At 42.3% G+C, this 18099-nt stretch carries 13 protein-coding genes, 1 tRNA gene, 6 pseudogenes and 2 other annotated features; of the genes and pseudogenes, 3 read left to right on the forward strand and 17 right to left on the reverse strand.

Annotation, left to right across the window (positions count from 1 at the left end):
* Positions 1–143: 143 nt before the first annotated feature.
* On the reverse strand, positions 144–722 hold the full coding sequence (locus JCM21738_RS03685) for a CBS domain-containing protein (RefSeq protein WP_023627750.1): 579 nt from the start codon (positions 720–722) through the stop codon (positions 144–146).
* A 387-nt stretch (positions 723–1109) separates the two neighbouring features.
* On the opposite strand from JCM21738_RS03685, the gene JCM21738_RS03690 reads away from it, so the two are divergent.
* Entirely contained in the window at positions 1110–1709 is a 600-nt protein-coding gene (locus JCM21738_RS03690) for an SAM-dependent methyltransferase (RefSeq protein WP_023627749.1), read from the forward strand.
* A 93-nt stretch (positions 1710–1802) separates the two neighbouring features.
* Here JCM21738_RS03690 and trpA read toward each other — a convergent pair whose 3' ends face one another.
* From trpA to JCM21738_RS03730, 9 genes and pseudogenes are all read right to left on the reverse strand, one after another.
* Positions 1803–2576 (reverse strand): tryptophan synthase subunit alpha, encoded by a 774-nt coding sequence (trpA, locus tag JCM21738_RS03695; RefSeq protein WP_031308519.1) that lies wholly within the window; start codon positions 2574–2576, stop codon positions 1803–1805.
* Positions 2576–3778: pseudogene (gene trpB / locus JCM21738_RS03700) on the reverse strand (tryptophan synthase subunit beta). Before trpB ends, trpA begins: the two are co-directional and overlap by 1 nt.
* Positions 3779–4396: a phosphoribosylanthranilate isomerase gene (locus tag JCM21738_RS03705; protein ID WP_023627746.1), complete on the reverse strand. Its 618-nt coding sequence runs from the start codon at positions 4394–4396 to the stop codon at positions 3779–3781.
* Complete coding sequence (gene trpC / locus JCM21738_RS03710) at positions 4386–5180, reverse strand: indole-3-glycerol phosphate synthase TrpC (protein ID WP_023627745.1); 795 nt, start codon at positions 5178–5180, stop codon at positions 4386–4388. Before trpC ends, JCM21738_RS03705 begins: the two co-directional genes overlap by 11 nt.
* A gap of 1 nt (position 5181) precedes the next feature.
* Positions 5182–6206: pseudogene (trpD, locus tag JCM21738_RS03715) on the reverse strand (anthranilate phosphoribosyltransferase).
* Positions 6190–6792, reverse strand: a complete 603-nt coding sequence (locus tag JCM21738_RS03720) for an anthranilate synthase component II (protein WP_023627743.1) — start codon at positions 6790–6792, stop codon at positions 6190–6192. The pseudogene trpD and the gene JCM21738_RS03720 overlap by 17 nt, the downstream one beginning before the upstream one ends.
* A complete protein-coding gene (locus JCM21738_RS03725; RefSeq protein ID WP_369385618.1) occupies positions 6776–7912 on the reverse strand; it encodes an anthranilate synthase component I family protein in 1137 nt (378 codons plus the stop codon). Before JCM21738_RS03725 ends, JCM21738_RS03720 begins: the two co-directional genes overlap by 17 nt.
* A 5-nt stretch (positions 7913–7917) precedes the next feature.
* The gene (locus JCM21738_RS27035) at positions 7918–8169 is read right to left on the reverse strand and encodes a hypothetical protein (RefSeq protein ID WP_369385619.1); all 252 of its coding nucleotides are present in this window, start codon (positions 8167–8169) and stop codon (positions 7918–7920) included.
* Positions 8170–8227: 58 nt separating this feature from the next.
* Positions 8228–8483: a binding site (T-box leader), on the reverse strand.
* A gap of 59 nt (positions 8484–8542) precedes the next feature.
* Positions 8543–8791, reverse strand: a binding site (T-box leader).
* A 61-nt stretch (positions 8792–8852) separates the two neighbouring features.
* Positions 8853–9494, reverse strand: coding sequence for an MOSC domain-containing protein (locus JCM21738_RS03730; RefSeq protein ID WP_031308517.1), 642 nt, complete (start codon positions 9492–9494; stop codon positions 8853–8855).
* A 163-nt stretch (positions 9495–9657) separates the two neighbouring features.
* On the opposite strand from JCM21738_RS03730, the pseudogene JCM21738_RS27640 reads away from it, so the two are divergent.
* Positions 9658–10928: pseudogene (locus JCM21738_RS27640) on the forward strand (MFS transporter).
* A gap of 297 nt (positions 10929–11225) precedes the next feature.
* Here JCM21738_RS27640 and JCM21738_RS03740 read toward each other — a convergent pair.
* The 7 genes and pseudogenes from JCM21738_RS03740 to JCM21738_RS03765 form a co-directional block, all read right to left on the reverse strand.
* A complete protein-coding gene (locus JCM21738_RS03740) occupies positions 11226–11726 on the reverse strand; it encodes an alpha/beta fold hydrolase (RefSeq protein ID WP_243462884.1) in 501 nt (166 codons plus the stop codon).
* A gap of 242 nt (positions 11727–11968) precedes the next feature.
* Positions 11969–12058 carry a putative holin-like toxin gene (locus JCM21738_RS27040; protein ID WP_369385620.1) on the reverse strand — a complete coding sequence of 30 codons (90 nt, stop codon included), beginning with the start codon at positions 12056–12058 and terminating at the stop codon, positions 11969–11971.
* Positions 12059–12218: 160 nt separating this feature from the next.
* Positions 12219–13019: a DUF2935 domain-containing protein gene (locus tag JCM21738_RS03745; RefSeq protein WP_023627738.1), complete on the reverse strand. Its 801-nt coding sequence runs from the start codon at positions 13017–13019 to the stop codon at positions 12219–12221.
* A gap of 405 nt (positions 13020–13424) precedes the next feature.
* Positions 13425–15282: pseudogene (locus JCM21738_RS03750) on the reverse strand (PTS fructose transporter subunit IIABC).
* A gap of 15 nt (positions 15283–15297) precedes the next feature.
* Positions 15298–16208 (reverse strand): annotated as a pseudogene (pfkB, locus tag JCM21738_RS03755) (1-phosphofructokinase).
* Positions 16205–16957, reverse strand: coding sequence for a DeoR/GlpR family DNA-binding transcription regulator (locus JCM21738_RS03760; RefSeq protein ID WP_023627735.1), 753 nt, complete (start codon positions 16955–16957; stop codon positions 16205–16207). Before JCM21738_RS03760 ends, pfkB begins: the two are co-directional and overlap by 4 nt.
* 175 nt (positions 16958–17132) lie before the next feature.
* A pseudogene (locus tag JCM21738_RS03765) lies at positions 17133–17764 on the reverse strand (LysE family transporter).
* 169 nt (positions 17765–17933) lie between these two features.
* Between JCM21738_RS03765 and JCM21738_RS03770 the strand changes: the two are divergent.
* A tRNA-Leu gene (locus JCM21738_RS03770) sits at positions 17934–18017 on the forward strand.
* Positions 18018–18099: the final 82 nt, after the last annotated feature.

The following is an 18099-nucleotide window of genomic DNA, read 5'->3' on the forward strand; positions in this document are numbered from 1 at the left end:
TTCTCGATTGACCTCCATGGTCGCATGTTTGAAACTACATTTATTTATTGTACCTAAAACAAGCAGAGTTTTCACCATTATAACCTTAAAATAAAAAATCCTTTCGTATTTTGAATAGAAAAAAAACCGCAGAAGGTCTGCGGCTAACACGAAAACTTTTTGCCCACGAGTGCGCTGACTGCCTTGCAGAATTCTTTCCACTGTTTTGGAAAGGAGTCCAGGCCTCTGCTTTCATAGGTTTTTCCTTTTGTTTTTAGTTCTACTGACCAACTGGTACCATCTACTACAATACCTTCTGTTTGATAATCTTCTTCCCACTCCCATATCCTCAAAAGATACAGTTTCTTTTTAAAATCCTCCACGCTGCCAAATGTTCCTGCTTTAAGCGGTCCTGAAGCTTTCGAGTCCAGATGCCATTCAAAGTAGGTAAAGGTATTCTTTTTAAAATCGATCCTCACCCTCATTTCTGGGCCGGGATATCCATGCAATACAACCGTCATCATAACTGGTTCTTTATCAGGCCTTATCGAAACGATATCATCTTTTACCAGGAATAATTCGTTATTGCTGCTGACAAGCGTTTGTATATATGAAGGTTCAACTAAATCCTGCCTCTCACTAACAATGCTATGATCCTGCTCACTCATTTCCTGGCATATCACTGGAATCGAGGCATTTCCCTTTTTTTCTAAAATTTCGAGAATCGCTTCGTACATTTTCATCTCGCTCAACGTCCTTTATTAGTAACTGAATATATTGTCATTTTCAATTTCAACCATCAAAACTTTAAGTAAAGTATATACAACAAATATTCGAATGTACTGTAACAAATCGCACGCTTTTTTAAAAAAATATCTTTTTTACATGTGACAAATTCAGTCAATTTTCTTCAAGAATTATCACCTTAATGTAGTATATTGTTTATTTCTGCGCTTTCCCGAGAAATAATTTTCAGAATAGACTGTCTTTATGGGGAAGGAATCATTCATTGCTCTTCCCTTAGCTAATTAAAGATAAAACTAATAGGCAACAAAAGGGTGTGAAGTTTAAAAAGAAGCGATAACTGGTATAAAAGATAAAACCACAAAAACAAATCAGGAGTGACTGAAATGATTGATTCAATGGCGAAGCAGTTCGAGAAGCCAAGTGGCATTCTTGGAAAACTTGCAGGGACGATAATGTATTTTGAGAATCGAAAAATTAATAGGTGGAGCATACAAAAGCTTCAAGTCCATAAAAATGACCGTATTTTAGAGATTGGCTTCGGACCCGGATATGGCATTAAGACTTTGATGTCAAACTATCGCGGTATAGAAGTAGATGGAATAGATATTTCTAATAAAATGAAGAACGAGGCGACAAAGAGAAATAAAGAGTGGATTGAACAAGGTAAAGTGCATTTGACTGCAGAGGATGTTGCTGACTTTCAACCCGAACATAATTACAATAAAATCATTTCTGTAAATAATTATCCTCTTTGGGACCAGCCACTGACTTCCCTAAGTCACCTGCTCCGCTTGCTGAAGTCTGGAGGAAGAATCGTCCTTACTGTCCAGCCGCGCGAAGAAGGATCAACGGCTCAGACAGCAAAACAATTGGGGGCAAGAATGAGAAATGATTTGCTTAATACCGGATTCAAAAACCCGGAGGTATCCTATCTGAAGGTAAGACCTGTTTTGACGGTTTGTGTCACCGCTGAAAAGAAATAGCCGCTGCTTGATATGCAGCGGCTATTTCTTTATCTTTTTGGTAATCGTTGGAAGCTTATCTTTCTGCTCCCGGTTCCTGCTTTCCAAAAAATTCTAGGTCAAACTAATCCCTTCAGCTGTACTCACGAGCTGTTTTATTCCCGCCAAATCTTCTTGTTCAAATAAATTTATTATCCTGCTACCGACTATCACGCCATCACAATACTGGTAAACTTCTCTGACTTGTTCAGCATTTGAAACCCCGAACCCTGCCAGCACCGGGACTTGGCTGACATTTTTAACTGAACTTAGGAAAGCAGCAAGGTCCTCGCTGAAATTGTTTCTTGCACCTGTGATACCTGTTACGGTTACGGCATAGATGAACCCCGTTGCCCTGGAGCCAATTTCTTTTATTCTCTCAACTGGAGTTGTGAGCGTCACTAGCCTGATTAAAGAGATTTCATGCTCATCAAGCGCTGGAAGAATGAAATCTTCCTCCTCAAGCGGTAGGTCGGGGATAATGCAGCCTGATATACCAGCGTCCGCGGCATCCTCGGCAAACTTTTTGATTCCATACGCTACAAGTGGATTCAAATAAGTCATCAGAATAAGAGGGATTGAGATTTCAGCTTTGAAAGTCTGAACCTTCTCCAGCACCTTTCTCAACGTAGTTCCATTGTTAAGCGCCCGGATACCAGCTTTCTGAATGGTGGGCCCATCTGCAACAGGGTCAGAAAAAGGGATGCCAATTTCTACCGCATCGGCCCCGCATTCCTGTAAAAACAGCAGCTTTTCCTTAAGGGATTCAAGCCCTCCATCTCCAGCCATTATATATGGAACAAAAGCCTTTTTTCCTTTTTCAGTCAGTGCCTTTTGAATTCTATCCATCATTCCATTCCTCCGATCCTGTCCATTATTGTCTGTACATCTTTGTCACCACGTCCTGATAAGCAGACAATGATACTCTCATCTTTCCTCATCCCAGCGGCCAGCTTGACTGCATACGCAATGGCATGTGCGCTTTCCAGAGCAGGGATGATTCCCTCTAATTTTGAAAGCAGTTGAAAGGCTTCAAGTGCTTCGTCATCTGTTACAGATTCATATGTTATTCTATTAATATCGTGCAGATAGCTGTGTTCAGGGCCGATGCAGGGTAATCCAGGCCAGCTGATATCGAGTGTGCTTCTTGAATTTGACCGTCCTCATCCTGGAGAAGATACATCATCGCTCCATGCAGCACTCCTGGTTTCCCCTTTGTTAGTGAAGCAGCATGCTTGTCAGTTGCCAGGCCCAGGCCTGCAGCTTCAACACCATAAATAGACACGCTATTGTCCTCAATGAACGGATAAAATAGACCAATGGAATTGCTGCCTCCTCCTATACACGCAACAAGTGCCTCAGGAAGCTTCCCTTCTTTTCGAAAATTGCTGTTTCGTTTCTTTACCGATGACACTTTGAAAGTCACGGACCATTTTTGGGAATGGATGCGGACCCATTACAGATCCAAGTATATAGTGAGTATCGCGGACATTTGTAACCCAGTAGCGAAGAGCTTCATTCACCGCATCCTTCAATGTCCCGCTCCCTGCATCTACACTGATGACTTTTGCTCCAAGAAGTTCCATTCTGAAAACATTTAATTGCTGGCGTCTGATATCCTCTTTGCCCATAAAAATCACACATTCAAGATCGAGCAGGGCACAGACTGTTGCAGTAGCAACTCCATGCTGTCCAGCCCCTGTTTCAGCAACGATTTTACGCTTGCCCATCCTTACTGCAAGCAACGCCTGACCGACAGTATTGTTGATTTTATGTGCTCCTGTATGGTTAAGGTCCTCCCGCTTTAGATAGATTTTTGCTCCACCAGCATGCTCTGTGAGATTTCCAGCCAGATATAATGGCGTTTCCCTCCCAACATAATCTTTCATTAATTTTTGCAAGTCGGCGTGGAACTCTTCGTCTGCCATAGCTCTGCTGTATTCCTTCTCCAATTCAAGAACAGCATGCATCAGCGTTTCGGGTACGAATCTTCCTCCATAATTTCCAAAGTGCCCTTTTTCGTCCGGCAAATTATAAGTCTTAATAGTCATTCAAACTTCCTCCCTCTCTTTTTTCGCATTATTTATAAAATCTTTTATTTTAGCTAAATCTTTTTCTCCGTTTGTTTCGACACCACTGCTGACATCAACCATCAATGGGTTGACCTTTGCGATCGCTTTGCTGATATTCTGTGGGTCCAGTCCACCCGCCAAAATGATATTTGTTTTTGACTTGCCGATTGCTTTTGCCAGATTCCACTCAAAACTAGAGCCGTTTCCTCCCCGATATTCTGCTGGAGGGCTGTCAAGGAGGATATAGTCCGCTTTTATAGTGTCAATTTTTATAAGGTCTTTTGGCGACTTAACAGAAAGAGACTTAATTAACGGCAGCCCAATTGAACGATAGTCATCAGGGACCTCATCACCATGAAGCTGAATATGTGTCAGGCCAGCAGTGTCGGCGATTTGCATTATTTCTGAAGCACCCTCGTTCACAAAGACTCCTACCTTCCAGACATGTGCCGGTAATGCTTCAATGATTTTTTTTGCATTTAAAGCTGTTATTTTTCTTTTGCTGTCTGCAAAAATGAAACCAAGAGCGTCAGTCCCGCATTGAACCGCATGCTGTGCTGCTTCAGCTGTTCTTATTCCGCAAATCTTAATCTTCATGATGACCCTTCACTACTGGAACAGAGAATGTCTGGAAAGTTTCAATAAGATCAACAGATGTCATGAATGTCTCTCCAACCAATACCCCGCTCGCACCAGCAGCTGCTGCACGGATGATGTCGTCCCTTGTTTTCATGCCGCTTTCACTGATCAGAAGCGCTCCTGCTTTTTTCACAAGCGGTCCGAGCTTCTCGGTATTTCCGAGATTGACCTCGAATGATTTTAAATTACGATTATTGATTCCGATAATTTCAGCTTTTATATGGAGAGCTTTTTCCAGATCTGTTTCATCATGGATTTCAACGAGGCACTCAAGCCCTTTTTCATAGGCATACTCGTAAAGCTCTGCCAATTTCTCTTGAGACAAAGCCGATGCTATGAGCAAAATGACATCTGCTCCTGCGGAACGGGCCAGGTCTATTTGAATTTGGTCAACGATGAAATCCTTGCAAAGAATCGGAAGGTCCACTGCTTCTCTGACTTTTTTCAAATCAGTGAAAGATCCTTTAAAACCTATTTCATCCGTTAACACCGATATAGCCGATGCACCTGCCTGGGCATATAGCTTTGCCTGTTGAGCAGGATCTAAAGAAAGATTGATGTCTCCTTTCGAAGGTGAAGCCCTTTTAAATTCTGAAATGATGGTGACATTGTTTGCCTCTCTTAAGGCTTTAAGCAAAGAGCGTGGCTTCGAAGAAATTTCAGATATATCCCTGGCTGACTTCCTCAGCTCTTCCACCTCAACTTTTTTTCTTTCAATGATTGAATCAAGTATTGTTCCCATCTCATCCTACCGCCTTTTTATTTCGATTGCTGATGCTGATTAAATTCTCCAGTTTGGCCAATGCACTGCCTGAATCGATGCTTTCCGCTGCCAGGTCCACTCCTTGAAGAATCGATTCTGCCTTCCCAGCGGTATAAATTCCAAGACCTGCGTTCAGCAGCACTGTATCCCGGTGTGCTCCTTTTTTGCCTTTAAGGACCTGGAGCAAAATGTCTGCATTATCACGAGCATCCCCTCCCCGGATCCTGTTGTTATCGTATACTGGCAAGTTCACTTCTTCAGGCTGAAGCCTGATGTGCTTGATTTCTCCTTCTGAAACGATGACCATTTCGTTTTCACCTGCAAGAGATGCTTCATCCATTCCCCCTGCTCCGTGAATGACGATGGCTCGCTTCCTGTTCAGGTTTGCCAGCACATGGGCAAACTTATCGAGCAAATCCCTTCGGTAAATTCCAAGCAGCTGGTAATCAAGCTGGACAGGATTTGTCAAAGGTCCAATTAAATTGAAGATCGTCGGGATTTTCAGGTCCCTTCTTACCTTCATGATTTGTTTCAGTTTTGGATGGACATGGGGAGCAAAAAGAAAGGCGATCCCATTCTGTTCAAGAATCTCTTCTGTTACTTCTGGAGAGAAGTCAAGGCTGACACCGAGCGCCTCCAATACATCCGCGCTTCCTGTCTTGCTCGATACACTCCTGTTTCCATGCTTTGCTACCGTAATCCCGGCTCCAGAAATGACGAAAGCTGAAGTAGTACTAATGTTGAAACTTTTTGATCCATCTCCTCCTGTTCCGCAATTATCCAGAACATTCGGTATATTTTTTGTAAAATTGAGTGCATGCTTTCTGATCGCTTTTACCAGCCTGATACTTCTTCAGCGGTTTCTCCTTTTGACTTAAGTCCTGTCAAAAATGATGCGATTTCTGCATCTGTTGTATCCTGAGTGAAAATTTCCTCTACAGCTTCTTCCATTTCAATTTCCTGCAATGATTTCCCTTCAACCAACTTCTCAAGATAATATTTCATAAGCTTTTGTCTCCTTTCTTATTTCAGCAAGAAAATTCGATAGCATTTGCTTTCCGCTCTTCGTTCCTATTGATTCCGGATGAAACTGAAGTCCATATAACGGATATTGTTTATGCTTGATAGCCATGATTTCCTGGTCATCAGCCGCTTCAGCCAGCACCTCAAAATCTTCATTAAGCGTCATACGGTCGATTACCAAAGAGTGATATCGCATAACTTCAGGATGTTCCTCGAGATCATTCATTAGTGAAGTGCCAGTATGCAGAAGTTTGGACTCCTTGCCATGCCTGATTTTTTTTGCCTTGATGATTGAACTGCCAAATGCATGGGCTATCGCCTGATGGCCAAGGCATATCCCCAGAATCGGGGTAGATGGCGCCAATTGTTTGACAGTTTCGACACAGACCCCTGCTTGTTCCGGTCTTCCCGGGCCGGGAGAAAGGACAATTGCCTCAGGTTCCATTCGAGAGATTTCCTGGACCGTTATTTTATCATTCCTGACTGTTTTCACTTCAGCACCCAGTTCGTTTAGATACTGATAAAGGTTATAGGTAAATGAATCGTAATTATCAATCAGCAGGATCATTGGCTGCCTCCATCAATGCTTTTAGTTTATGGTTGGTTTCATCAAACTCTTTTGCCGGGTCAGAGTCATATACAATGCCTGCTCCTGCCTGGAGATACCCTTTGCCACCCTTGACAATCAATGTTCTGATTGCAAGGGCAAAATCCATGCTTCCACAAGCAGAAAAGTAACCTACCGCTCCTGAATAGACACCTCTTTTTTCAGATTCAAGCTCATTTATGATTTGCATCGCCCGAATTTTTGGAGCCCCTGACACGGTTCCTGCAGGCAGGCATGCCGCCAGTCCATCAATCGGATGGGCATCTGGCAAGAGCCTCCCGCTCACTTCCGAGACGAGATGCATGACAAACTGATACCTTTCTACAGCCAGGAACTTATCAATTTTGACACTGCCGACTTCACAAATCCTGCCTAAATCATTCCTTGAAAGATCGACGAGCATCTTATGTTCAGCTAGTTCCTTTTCGTCCTCTTTCAATTCCAATTCCAGTTTTATATCCTCATCTGCGGATATTCCCCTCGGCCTAGTACCTGCAATCGGGTTGGCAATCACCGTTCCATTCCGGTATTTCACGAGGCTTTCAGGGGACGTGCCGACAACAACATAATTTTCAAAGTCAATAAAGTACATATAAGGGGAAGGATTATCCACTCGCAGCTTTCGATAGAACGAAAACGGATTTCCTTTTGCATCCGCTGCTAGCCTTCTTGATAGCACAACCTGAAAGATTTCTCCCTCTTCGATCATGCTCTTTGCGGTCCTGACCGATTTTTCAAACTCCTCCCTGTTTTGCGATTCTTTAAAATCTGAAAGTGAAAATCGAACGACTGTCTGCTTTTTGACTTGCGAATCAAGTTCTTTTTTTCGTTTCTTTACTTTCTTAATAAGATCGTCATTGCTGTAGCCTGGAAACGGAATGCCGATCAGGTTGATTTTTTGTTTAAGATGATCAAATACGATGACTTCATTGAAGAACATCAAATGCGCTTCTGGCATATCGAGAGGATCTTCTTTCAGCGGCCCAATGTCTTCAAAATCACGAATGAAGTCATAGCTTACAAACCCTACACCTCCTCCTATAAAAGGAATATCAAATTCAGGGACTACTTTAGGAAGCATTTCTTTCAGCGCCTTTGAAAATGAACCTGTACTCGTTCCTTAACGCCTTTCCTTGCCAGATAAGTCTCTCCCTTTTCGCTCAAAAGCTCGTAAACGGGATCACAGCCAATGAAAGAAAAACGGCCGGAGTCATTATGTTTATGGGAGCTTTCCAGAAGGAATTTTTTCTTTCCCGAAATCCTTTGAAATACAGATATAGGGGTTAATGTATCTCCCTCAATTTCCTCGATAAAAACATCTGGTGCTTCTACATTCATACAAATCCTCCTTTAGAAAATAAAAAAGTCCCCTATACATGCACAAAGATTGTGCTGTATAGAGGACGATTACGATTGGACCGCGGTGCCACCTCATATTGGAGCCTTGAGACTCCCTCTCTTCAGGTACAGGAAACCAAAAAAACATTTCGTTATACCCTATCCTTTTAACGGCGGAATCCCGGGCAAGCCTACTATTATTTCAGGCTGCCTCTCGCAAGGCCATTCGGCAAGTATTTCTGTACCGGTTCACACCACACCCGGCTCTCTGTAACAGAAAAAACTTGCTTACTCTTCTTGCTCATCGAGTTTACATAATAAAATTATTGGTATATGAGGATAAACAAAAAGGGCCCCCATCCTTATTTATTAAAATAAGGACGAGATACCCGTGGTGCCACCTTAATTAGCTGTAAAAACAGCTCACTTAACAGCATCGAGCATTGAAATGCTTAATGCCTGCCTTTTGTAACGATAAGGCCATTTCGCCAAAGCCTACTGCCGTATGGGTTCAGTCTGGAAGCTCGGAAGTCCATTCGCTGGTACAGTTACACTGATTCCCACCAACCATCAGCTCTCTAAAGTACCTGATCCAGTTACTACTCTTCGTCATCGCTCATTATTTTATTACTCACTATATTAAAGCGGTGATTCGAAAATGTCAAACAAAAAAATGAAATATCTTAATTTTTCTGCATTAAAAGTTTCTTAAGGTTTTTCCTCCAGTCTTCTGCCAGTTCATCGATTTCCAATAGCTCTCCAATCGCCTGATAGTCCTTCCTCTGGTGAAAATAAATTTCATTGGCCCTTAAGATTGAAAAGTCATTTTGTTTCCTCTCCAAAAAAATAATTTCGGAGTCTTTAAGGACTATTCCCTCCTGAAGAACGCGGAAAAAATAGCCGGTATAGCCAGTTTCGACTACTCTTTTTAGCAGACGGTCAATTTCGTTATTCTTTGATATTTTGGAACACGGTATTCTTCCCTGGGTAACCTGGATAACAGCTTCTCCTAGCTTATATGTATCACCTATATAGATATCGGATTCCAACATTCCTGATGATGAAATATTCTCGCCAAAGGTTGGAGGTGCTAATTCCTTACCGAATTCATCAGACCATTTTGAATAATGCTCTGCGGGATAAAAACAAACTGCTCTGTCAGATCCTCCATGAAACTCTGTTGCTGCCACGCCATCTCCGTGAAAGGATTCCTTTGATAGAAACGCTTGTGTCACGCTTTTTTTCCCAATCGCTGATCGTTCTTGTTTGCCGTCCCAGGTCCTAAGCTCCGGCTTTCCAACATTCAGGTACAATATTTGTGCCATGTTTCCACCAACCTTCAAACCTTTTCCAATTATTTTATCCTTTTCCCTATAAAAACTCCATAAAGATTTTTCAAAGAATATAACTTTCCCATAAAAAGACATCTGTTTTTTCTGATGTTTAAGTCCACACTAAAAATAGTATGAAAAAAGGCAGGTTACGATCATGAATCATATTGAAAACTTGTTTCCTAAAGCCGGAGGAGTTTCGAATAAGAAAGAGAAGGATTCGAAAAATGATAGTGCCAATAATCAAAAATGGGCAATTGTCTCGATCGCATCCATTCCACTTGTGATGACACTTGGAAATTCGATGCTTATCAGTTTTGCCTGTCATGGAAAAGAAGATGGGCATTTCTGCCTTCCAATCGAGCCTGATCATAACCGTTTATTCAATAGTAGCGATATTTTTAATCCCGTTAGCCGGGTATTTATCTGATCATATTGGCCGAAAGAAAGTCATTATTCCAAGCTTGATCATCACTGGAATTGGCGGAGCTATATCAGGATGGGCCTCATGGCAAATGAACGATGGATACTGGGTTGTCTTAATCGGAAGAGCTTTGCAGGGCGTGGGAGCAGCCGGTGCTTTTCCAATCGTTTTGCCATTGGTTGGAGATATGTTCAAAAATGATGATGAAGTAAGCGGAGCGCTCGGAGAAATCGAAACTGCAAACACACTTGGAAAGGTTCTAAGCCAGTGTTAGGGTCATTCCTGGCAGGCATCAACTGGTTTATTCCGTTCTTTTCAATACCCGTTTTCTGTGTCCTGTCAATAATCATGATGATCTTCCTGGTAAAAAGTCCGAAAAAGAAACAAGAACCATTACCATTCAAGGATTTCATAAAAAAATAAAACTGATTTTTACTAAAAATGGGCGTTGGCTGTATGCCATCTTTTTTATTGGTGCTATTGTCATGTTCGTTTTGTTTGGAGTCTTATTCTACCTGTCCGATATTCTGGAGAACAAATATGGAATAAAGGATTTGAAAAAAGGACTGGTTCTTGCCCTGCCATTAGGTGCGCTATGCCTTTCATCATTTATCACAGGCAAAGTAATAAAAAAGAATATGGTCCTTATGAAATGGATTACGTTCTCCAGCTTACTTTTGCTTGGTATAGCAGTGGCCCTCCTGAGTTTTTCGAGGGAGTTGTGGTTTCTTATATCCATGTTCCTTGTTGCCGGCATCGGTATAGGTGCAAGCCTGCCGCCAATGGATGCTTTAATCACTGAGAGTATTGAAAAAGAAGAACGTGGTACCATTACTTCCATATATAGTTCAATGAGGTTCATAGGGGTGGCCGCAGGTCCTCCCGTCATCGCTCTAATGATGGAAAATTCAAATAAGCTAATGTTCATTATCCTAACCGCTTTAAGCATTGCCGCCGCTCTAGCAACATTTCTTGCCATAAAACCAGATAAACAAGAGGCGTAAAAACGCATTGTATAATTAACAATGCGTTTTTCAACGCCAGTCAGATTGCTCTTCCAAAAACTTCTCTATTTCAGCATTGAATTCCTGCCATTTCTTAACAGGAACTTGATGTGAGACCTTTGGAATAATGGCTTTTTGGAAATGTCCCAGCTCTCTTTCATAAGCTTATGTGCTGGTTGATGAAATCTCTGGAACCATAAACAAGCAGCAATGGCACATTTAAATTTTTCAGTCTTTCGCTGCAAGAGTAGTTCAATGATTCATGATAAAAGTGGAACCATGTATTCATATCTGTTTTCAACATATGTTCAATGAGTTCAGCCTGTAATTCTTATCAAAGGTATGTACGGTTGCAATCACCTTTGCCAGGGTTTTAGGGGAATTTTTCACGAAATACATTCCCATTAAATGCTCATATTTCAATGCAGGGGACTGTACCTCTGCAAAGCCGCCAGAAAGGATAAGCGTTTTAGTTCTTTCCGGGTAAGTCAGGGCAAATTCCTGTGCGATGCTGCCTCCGGAAGAATAGCCGCACAACGAGACTTTTCCCAGTCCTATAGAATCGACCAGTCTCAAGACTTCTTCGGCATACTTTTGGATTGTAATCCTTTCTAGCACAGCTGTTGAGTCACCATGGCCGCTTAAGTCGGGAAGGATTAGTCTATATCGTTGGCTCAGTGGCCATTGGTATCGAAACACCTTCCTTCCCATTCCCGGTGGGTGTAGAAAAATGATTGGACTTCCTTGCCCAATCTCTTCGTAAAAGAGATCGCCATACTCTAAATTGCATAAAGTCATTCGCCATTCACTCCTTATGCATGGATTAACATAACTTCCTCAGTATAACCAAATGGCAAAACATCTCATGCATTAAGGTGTATAATCGTGACATTGACTGACCTGTATGGTATTCTTGTATTGTATATTTGTACAGAATGACTGCCGGTGTTGGCCCGCCGACAGTCTCCGCAATAGCCGTTTCCATAGAAGATCGGCAGAAAAGCAGATGGACCTCTCACTGTATTATGGTTAAGAGAGGTCTATTTTTTTTGGCTTAACGTCAGGATTGCGAGGATTAGACTGGCAAACGAAAACATGGCCATAAAGGTCTCGAATACTGTCATAGGCATCACCCCCTTCCTTCGGGGCTAGCCGACCCACCTTGAGATCTGACTATTGCTTCTCAAGTATAACATAACCTTGTCCAAAACTAGAACATATGTTCTTTTTAAATGTGAAATTAGGGCTAAGATACTAGATGAATCGGAACTCATCCAGTATCCGCGAGGTTCAGTCTGTCATCAATCTCGGCTTGCCAGGATCACAGTCCGGCTGATTCAGCGAGGCAGCTTCTGCAACTTTAGATAAATAATAGCACTCTTCCCTGAACATATGATCAGCCATCAGCGGTGCAAAGCTTCCCAATGCCTGTTCAGTTAACTCGAGCTCCTTTAACTCATCAAGAAATTTCATGAACAATTGAATTTCCAATGAAACCTCTTGATTCATTCTTTGCAAAGCTGGAAATGAAGTTAAATTCGTTCGCAGGTAACCAGTCATCTCGACTGCTTTTAAATAGAAATCTTCAAAATGCTTCATGTATTTTTCACTCTTTGCCTTCAGTCGCTTTTCAACCTGATCAAGGTTACTTTGAATAGCACCTGCATGGCCTGCCGCATCAAGCAGCCAGACAGTATGATGGTGCAATTCGTGAAATACCGGGGGTACCTTACCCCTTTTAAGATACTCAAGAACTCTGATATATTCCTCAACCTCATTGACCATATGGTTGATAAAAGTAGGACCAAAATGAATTTTTACATTGCCTGTCAGCATTTTCTCAATAAGGTCGAGCTTAAATCGCCTGATTTTCTTCGCTTCTTCGTCAGCTCTCATGCTCAAATGAATCAGATCCGTAGTTTCCACCCTTTGAAGCAGCCTGTCAAAAGTATTAATAAAGTACTTTGCCGTTTCAATTTCCTCCTGCTCTACTGGTACCAGCGCCTCATGCAGGAATCTCCCGTGGTCACCAAGAACCTGTAGCCAAAAACGGTGTTCATACAAGGCAGCACTGTTGAAGTCCCTTACCATTCCCAATCCCCCTTCACAAATCACTTCATAAAAGCTTATATGCAATGCAATGTAAATATTCATGCCAAACAAAAAGCGCAAGCGCTTCGTTCAGCCCCGACAAGCGCTGGAGGGCCGACCAGGGAAGTCGTTCTTTGACTTCATTGGGCGGACCGAAATCGAAAAGCGGAGGCGACTGCCCAACTCCGACAAGCGTTGGAGGGCCTGACAGTGAAGTCGTTCTTTGACTTCATTGGCAGGACCGAAACGTCTCGAGGAGTTAGGAGCCGCAGCTAGACAAGCGACTCGAGGGGCTAGGCGCGGGAGCTGGATTAAGAAAACCCATTATAGTTTTCTACATTGAAAATAATTTATAATTTCAAACAAAAAGGCCTACAGACTTTTTTACTCTGCAGGCCTTACGCTTTATTTTGTAACTGGTTTCTTTAATATTCCAAGCAAAATTGCTGTGACAACAGCACCGATGAGAATTGCGGCCAGGTATAACAGCCATCCTCCTCAACGAGTGGTACTACGAACAATCCGCCGTGTGGAGCTCTCAGTCCAATGTTAAACATCATCGTCAATCCGCCGGCAACCGCTGAACCAGCCATCACTGAAGGAATTACGCGCAATGGATCTGCTGCTGCGAATGGGATAGCGCCTTCTGTGATGAAGGAAAGTCCCATGATATAGTTGGCCTTCCCGGCATCCTGGTCTTCCTTTGTAAACTTCTTTTTAAAGAAAGTTGTCGCAAGTGCGATACCAAGCGGAGGCACCATACCTGCTGCCATTATCGCAGCCATTGGCTCATATACACCGTTTGCAAGCAAGCCAGTTCCAAAAACATAGGCTGCTTTATTAACTGGTCCGCCCATGTCGAATGCCATCATTAATCCCAAAACAATACCAAGCACTACAGCATTCCCCGTTCCTAATCCAGAAAGCCAGTCTGTGATTGCCTGATTCAGGGCACCGACTGGTTTGTTAACCAAGAACAACATGATGAATCCTGTTAAAGCAATACCAAACAATGGATACAATAGAATTGTCTTGATTCCCTCAAGTGAAGCAGGCAACCCAGCGAATAATTTCTTGAGTCCCAATACTAGATAACCAGCAAGGAAACCAGCTGCCAAACCGCCAAGGAAACCACCGCCTCCAGTTACAGCAAGCAATCCACCGACCATACCCGGAGCAAAACCTGGTCTATCAGCAATACTCAGTGCGATGAAGCCTGCAAGAATTGGCACCAGCAAACCGAAGGCACCGGCTCCTCCGCCAATATCCATTAGAGCTTTGGCAATTGGGTGATAAGATGGATCATCCGGATTAAAGGCATTATAGCCGAACATGAATGAAATTGCGATTAAGATACCGCCCCCCACAACAAATGGAAGCATGTTCGATACGCCATTCATCAGATGCTTATAGACTCCGCCACGCTTTCTTTCTTTTCTGCCGCCGCATTCCCTGATGCCTTGTATAGAGGCGCATCTTTCTTAACAGCTCTTTCAATCAGGTCCTTTGGTTTGCGGATTCCGTCTGCAACAGGCACATCAATTAATGGCTTTCCTGCGAATCGGTCCATATCAACCTTTGTATCAGCGGCAATGATGACTGCTTCAGCGTTTTCAATGTCTTCTTGTGTCAGGACATTCTTTGCTCCGCCCGAGCCATTAGTTTCAACTTTGATATCAACACCCATTTCAGCCGCTTTCGCTTTTAGTGAATCAGCAGCCATATAAGTGTGAGCAATTCCAGTAGGGCATGCAGTTACTGCTACAATGAACTTTTTATTGTTCCTTTCATTCTTCTCTTCGGTTTCTTCCTGATCGTAGCTGTTAATGATTCCAATGACATCATCAGCTGTTTTTGCCCCAAGAAGTTTTTCACGTGCATCGGCATTCATCAAAATGGAGGAAAGTCGCGCAAGTGCTTCAAGATGAGTGTTGTTTGCGCCTTCAGGTGCTGCAATCATGAAGAATAGATGTGCAGGCTGTCCGTCTAACGACTCATATTCGACCCCAGCCTCTGACCGGCCAAATACAATTGCCGCATCCTTCACGACTGAAGTTTTCGCGTGTGGAATAGCAATCCCGTCCCCTACGCCTGTGGTGCTTTGTTGCTCACGTTTTAAGATTGCTTCTTCAAAAGCATTGCGGTCTGTGATTTTCCCCGCCCGCTCCAGAACTCCTACAAGCTCATTCACTGCATCCTGCTTTGATACAGCAATCATGGGTAACAGAATCGTCTCTCTAGTCAGCAGTTCTGTAATTCTCATGTTTTCTCCCCCTTACTAGTTTTTTTGTATTATTACTTCTTGAAGAAGTTGTTCAACTTTATCATTTGTACATAATCCGATTGAAAACGCAGTTGCGCTTCCAGATGCAACACTATAGCGGAATGCTTCTGTTCGATCACCAGTTTTTAAATAATGGGCCAAGAAACCAGCAACCATTGAATCCCCGGCACCTACTGAGCTTTTGACTTCACCTTTAGGAACAGAGGCTTTGTAGGCTTCGGTTTCATTTATATAGACGGCACCTTTTTCAGCCAGTGAAACTATGACATTTTTAGCACCAGTTTCAACTAGTTTTTTTCCATAAAAAATGGCTTCGTCAGCATTGTTGATTTGCCTGTTGAACAACTGCCCCAACTCATGGTGATTTGGCTTGATCAGGAATGGCCTGTAGTCAAGAATCCTTTTTAGCAAGTCGCCTTCAGCATCTACGATTACTTCTGCTCCAGTCTTCTTGCAGATTTGGACAATCGCTTCATATATCGATTCAGGCATGCTGGAGGGAATGCTTCCAGCAAGAATCAGGTAATCGCCATTTTCGAGCAGCATGATCTGCTCCTTCAATGACTCTATTGCCAATTTTGAGATTTCAGGGCCGCGGCATTTATTTCTGTTTCTGTTCCGGCCTTAAGCTTAACGTTAATACGTGTATCACCTTCGACATTGACAAATCTTGTTTGCACGCCTTCCTGGTTAAGAAACTCCTCGACATACTTGCCGGTGAAGCCTCCAATAAAACCTGTTGCCTTGCTTTCAACTCCAAGGGAACGAAGGACCCTTGAAACGTTAATCCCTTTACCGCCTGGAAGCTTTGTTTCTTTTGAACTTCTATTCAAACTGCCTAGTTGGATTTCATCCGCTTCAATGATGTAATCCACTGATGGATTAAGAGTAAGAGTGTATATCATGTTGTCACAACCTTTATTGAAGTTTTGCTCGTATATTGCCCTTTATGATCTTCATCAATTGCATTGGTGATGATCGTTGCTTCATGCAAGTCTGCTATTTTCGCGAACGTAATCTCAGAAAACTTACTGTCATCAGCAAGCACAAACGATTCACGGGATAAAGTGATCGCTTTTTGCTTGATCATTGCTTCTTCCTGATCTGGTGTCGTATACCCTGAATGAGGATGGATACCATTCACTCCGAGGAAGCATTTATCAAAGCGGTACTGTTCAAGGCTTGCCAGAGCTCCTCTTCCGATGATCGCATTCGTTTTTGGCTTGGCATATCCGCCTATCACATATGTTTCAATATTTCTTTCAAGCAGCTGCGGTAAATGCATGAGTCCATTGGTGACCACTACAATATCTTTAACCTGAAGAGAATTGATTATCTCGAAAACAGTTGACCCGGCATCAAGATAAATACTGTCACCTTCTTCCACAATACTTGCAGCATATTGAGCGATTTGCTTTTTTTCCTGAAGGAATTTGGTGGATTTTTCATCCATGCTTGGCTCCTGGAGTTTGCCCATTAACCTGGCTGCTCCTCCATGAACTCTTTTCAGGAATTTTCCTTCCTCAAGGATTGTAAGGTCACGGCGAATAGTAGATTCAGATGCCTCAGTAAGATCAACTAAATCCTGTATTTTCACTATTGGTTTCTCTTTAATCAGCTGTAAGATGAGCTGGTGGCGCTCAGGTGTTAACATGAGCCATCCCTCCTATTTGCTTCGTATTTTCATCATAATGTAATCGATTTCAAAAATCAATCATTTTCTTTCAAAAACAATCATTATTAATCAAGTTATATAATAAAATGAATGTTTTTGGAAGTTATCAGAAAATAAAAAAACCTCCGTATTAGAGGTTTTCTTAATTGTGTCACTATAATATTAACGCCTTGATACCCTGGTATCCAAAATAAACTCCAAAACCAAGCAAAGAGATTCCGGATAATATCGAAATAGCCCTCAGACTGCTATAATTCAAAAACCTCCTGAATCCGGTCGTTATTGCCGCGACAAAAATATCCCACAATGCCAGGCCAAGAAAGATCATGCTGCTATAAATCAGCAGGTCTGTCCGTCCATAGTTGCTGGCGGTTTTTGCAAGAACAGAACCATATATACCCAGCCAGAAAAGGATTGATAAAGGACTGCTGATCGACATGAAAAATCCCGTAAGGAAACATTTTAGCAACGACTCTCTACCACGGCTGAAAGCTAGATCAATGTTATTCGCTTTTACAATACATTCAATACCAGAGTAGATGAGGACGAATCCGCCAAATAACCAAAGGAATATTTGAATAATAGGCATGTCCAAAAAATTCACAAGACCTAAATAGATTAACAGCATAAAAATAGCATCGGCAATCATTGACCCTGTCCCTACAATCCAGCATGCCAGAAACCATTTTTAATTCCCTTATCCAGCCTGGCGGAATTTACCGGGCCAATTGGGGCTGCCAATGTTAATCCAAGGAAAATATAACTTACTAGTAAACTGACACTCAAGACCTCGTCCTCCAACACACAAAAACTTTGTACATTGTATGTTCGAGAATCCAGTCTAATACTACCTGTCCAATTTTTTAAAATAGAGTTCCTCATATAATCATAAGCAGCTAGAGTGAATTTCTAATTGTAATCGATAGTATATATGCTATAATTATTATATAAATACGCGGGTGTGGCGGAATCGGCAGACGCGCTAGATTCAGGTTCTAGTGGTGGCAACACCGTGGAGGTTCAAGTCCTCTCATCCGCATACAAAAAAGGTGCCTATACAAAGGGCACTTTTTGTTTGGAAAAACTCTTTACATAAAATTTATTGCTACTCCACAAATAGT

This window comes from Mesobacillus boroniphilus JCM 21738, from assembly GCF_000517385.1.
Classification (GTDB): domain Bacteria; phylum Bacillota; class Bacilli; order Bacillales; family Cytobacillaceae; genus Mesobacillus; species Mesobacillus boroniphilus.

Excerpts from the sequence above, each read along its gene's own strand:
- JCM21738_RS03685 (WP_023627750.1), bottom strand. The coding sequence starts at position 722 with ATGAAAATGTACGAAGCGATTCTCGAAATTTTAGAAAAAAAGGGAAAT.
- JCM21738_RS03730 (WP_031308517.1), bottom strand. The coding sequence starts at position 9,494 with ATGGCACAAATATTGTACCTGAATGTTGGAAAGCCGGAGCTTAGGACC.
- trpA (WP_031308519.1), bottom strand. The coding sequence starts at position 2,576 with ATGGATAGAATTCAAAAGGCACTGACTGAAAAAGGAAAAAAGGCTTTT.
- JCM21738_RS03720 (WP_023627743.1), bottom strand. The coding sequence starts at position 6,792 with ATGATCCTGCTGATTGATAATTACGATTCATTTACCTATAACCTTTAT.
- JCM21738_RS03705 (WP_023627746.1), bottom strand. The coding sequence starts at position 4,396 with ATGAAGATTAAGATTTGCGGAATAAGAACAGCTGAAGCAGCACAGCAT.
- JCM21738_RS03760 (WP_023627735.1), bottom strand. The coding sequence starts at position 16,957 with ATGTTAACACCTGAGCGCCACCAGCTCATCTTACAGCTGATTAAAGAG.
- trpC (WP_023627745.1), bottom strand. The coding sequence starts at position 5,180 with ATGGGAACAATACTTGATTCAATCATTGAAAGAAAAAAAGTTGAGGTG.
- JCM21738_RS03690 (WP_023627749.1), top strand. The coding sequence starts at position 1,110 with ATGATTGATTCAATGGCGAAGCAGTTCGAGAAGCCAAGTGGCATTCTT.
- JCM21738_RS03745 (WP_023627738.1), bottom strand. The coding sequence starts at position 13,019 with ATGGTAAGGGACTTCAACAGTGCTGCCTTGTATGAACACCGTTTTTGG.
- JCM21738_RS27040 (WP_369385620.1), bottom strand. The coding sequence starts at position 12,058 with ATGCCTATGACAGTATTCGAGACCTTTATGGCCATGTTTTCGTTTGCC.
- JCM21738_RS03725 (WP_369385618.1), bottom strand. The coding sequence starts at position 7,912 with ATGCTTCCTAAAGTAGTCCCTGAATTTGATATTCCTTTTATAGGAGGA.
- JCM21738_RS27035 (WP_369385619.1), bottom strand. The coding sequence starts at position 8,169 with ATGAATGTAGAAGCACCAGATGTTTTTATCGAGGAAATTGAGGGAGAT.
- JCM21738_RS03740 (WP_243462884.1), bottom strand. The coding sequence starts at position 11,726 with ATGACTTTATGCAATTTAGAGTATGGCGATCTCTTTTACGAAGAGATT.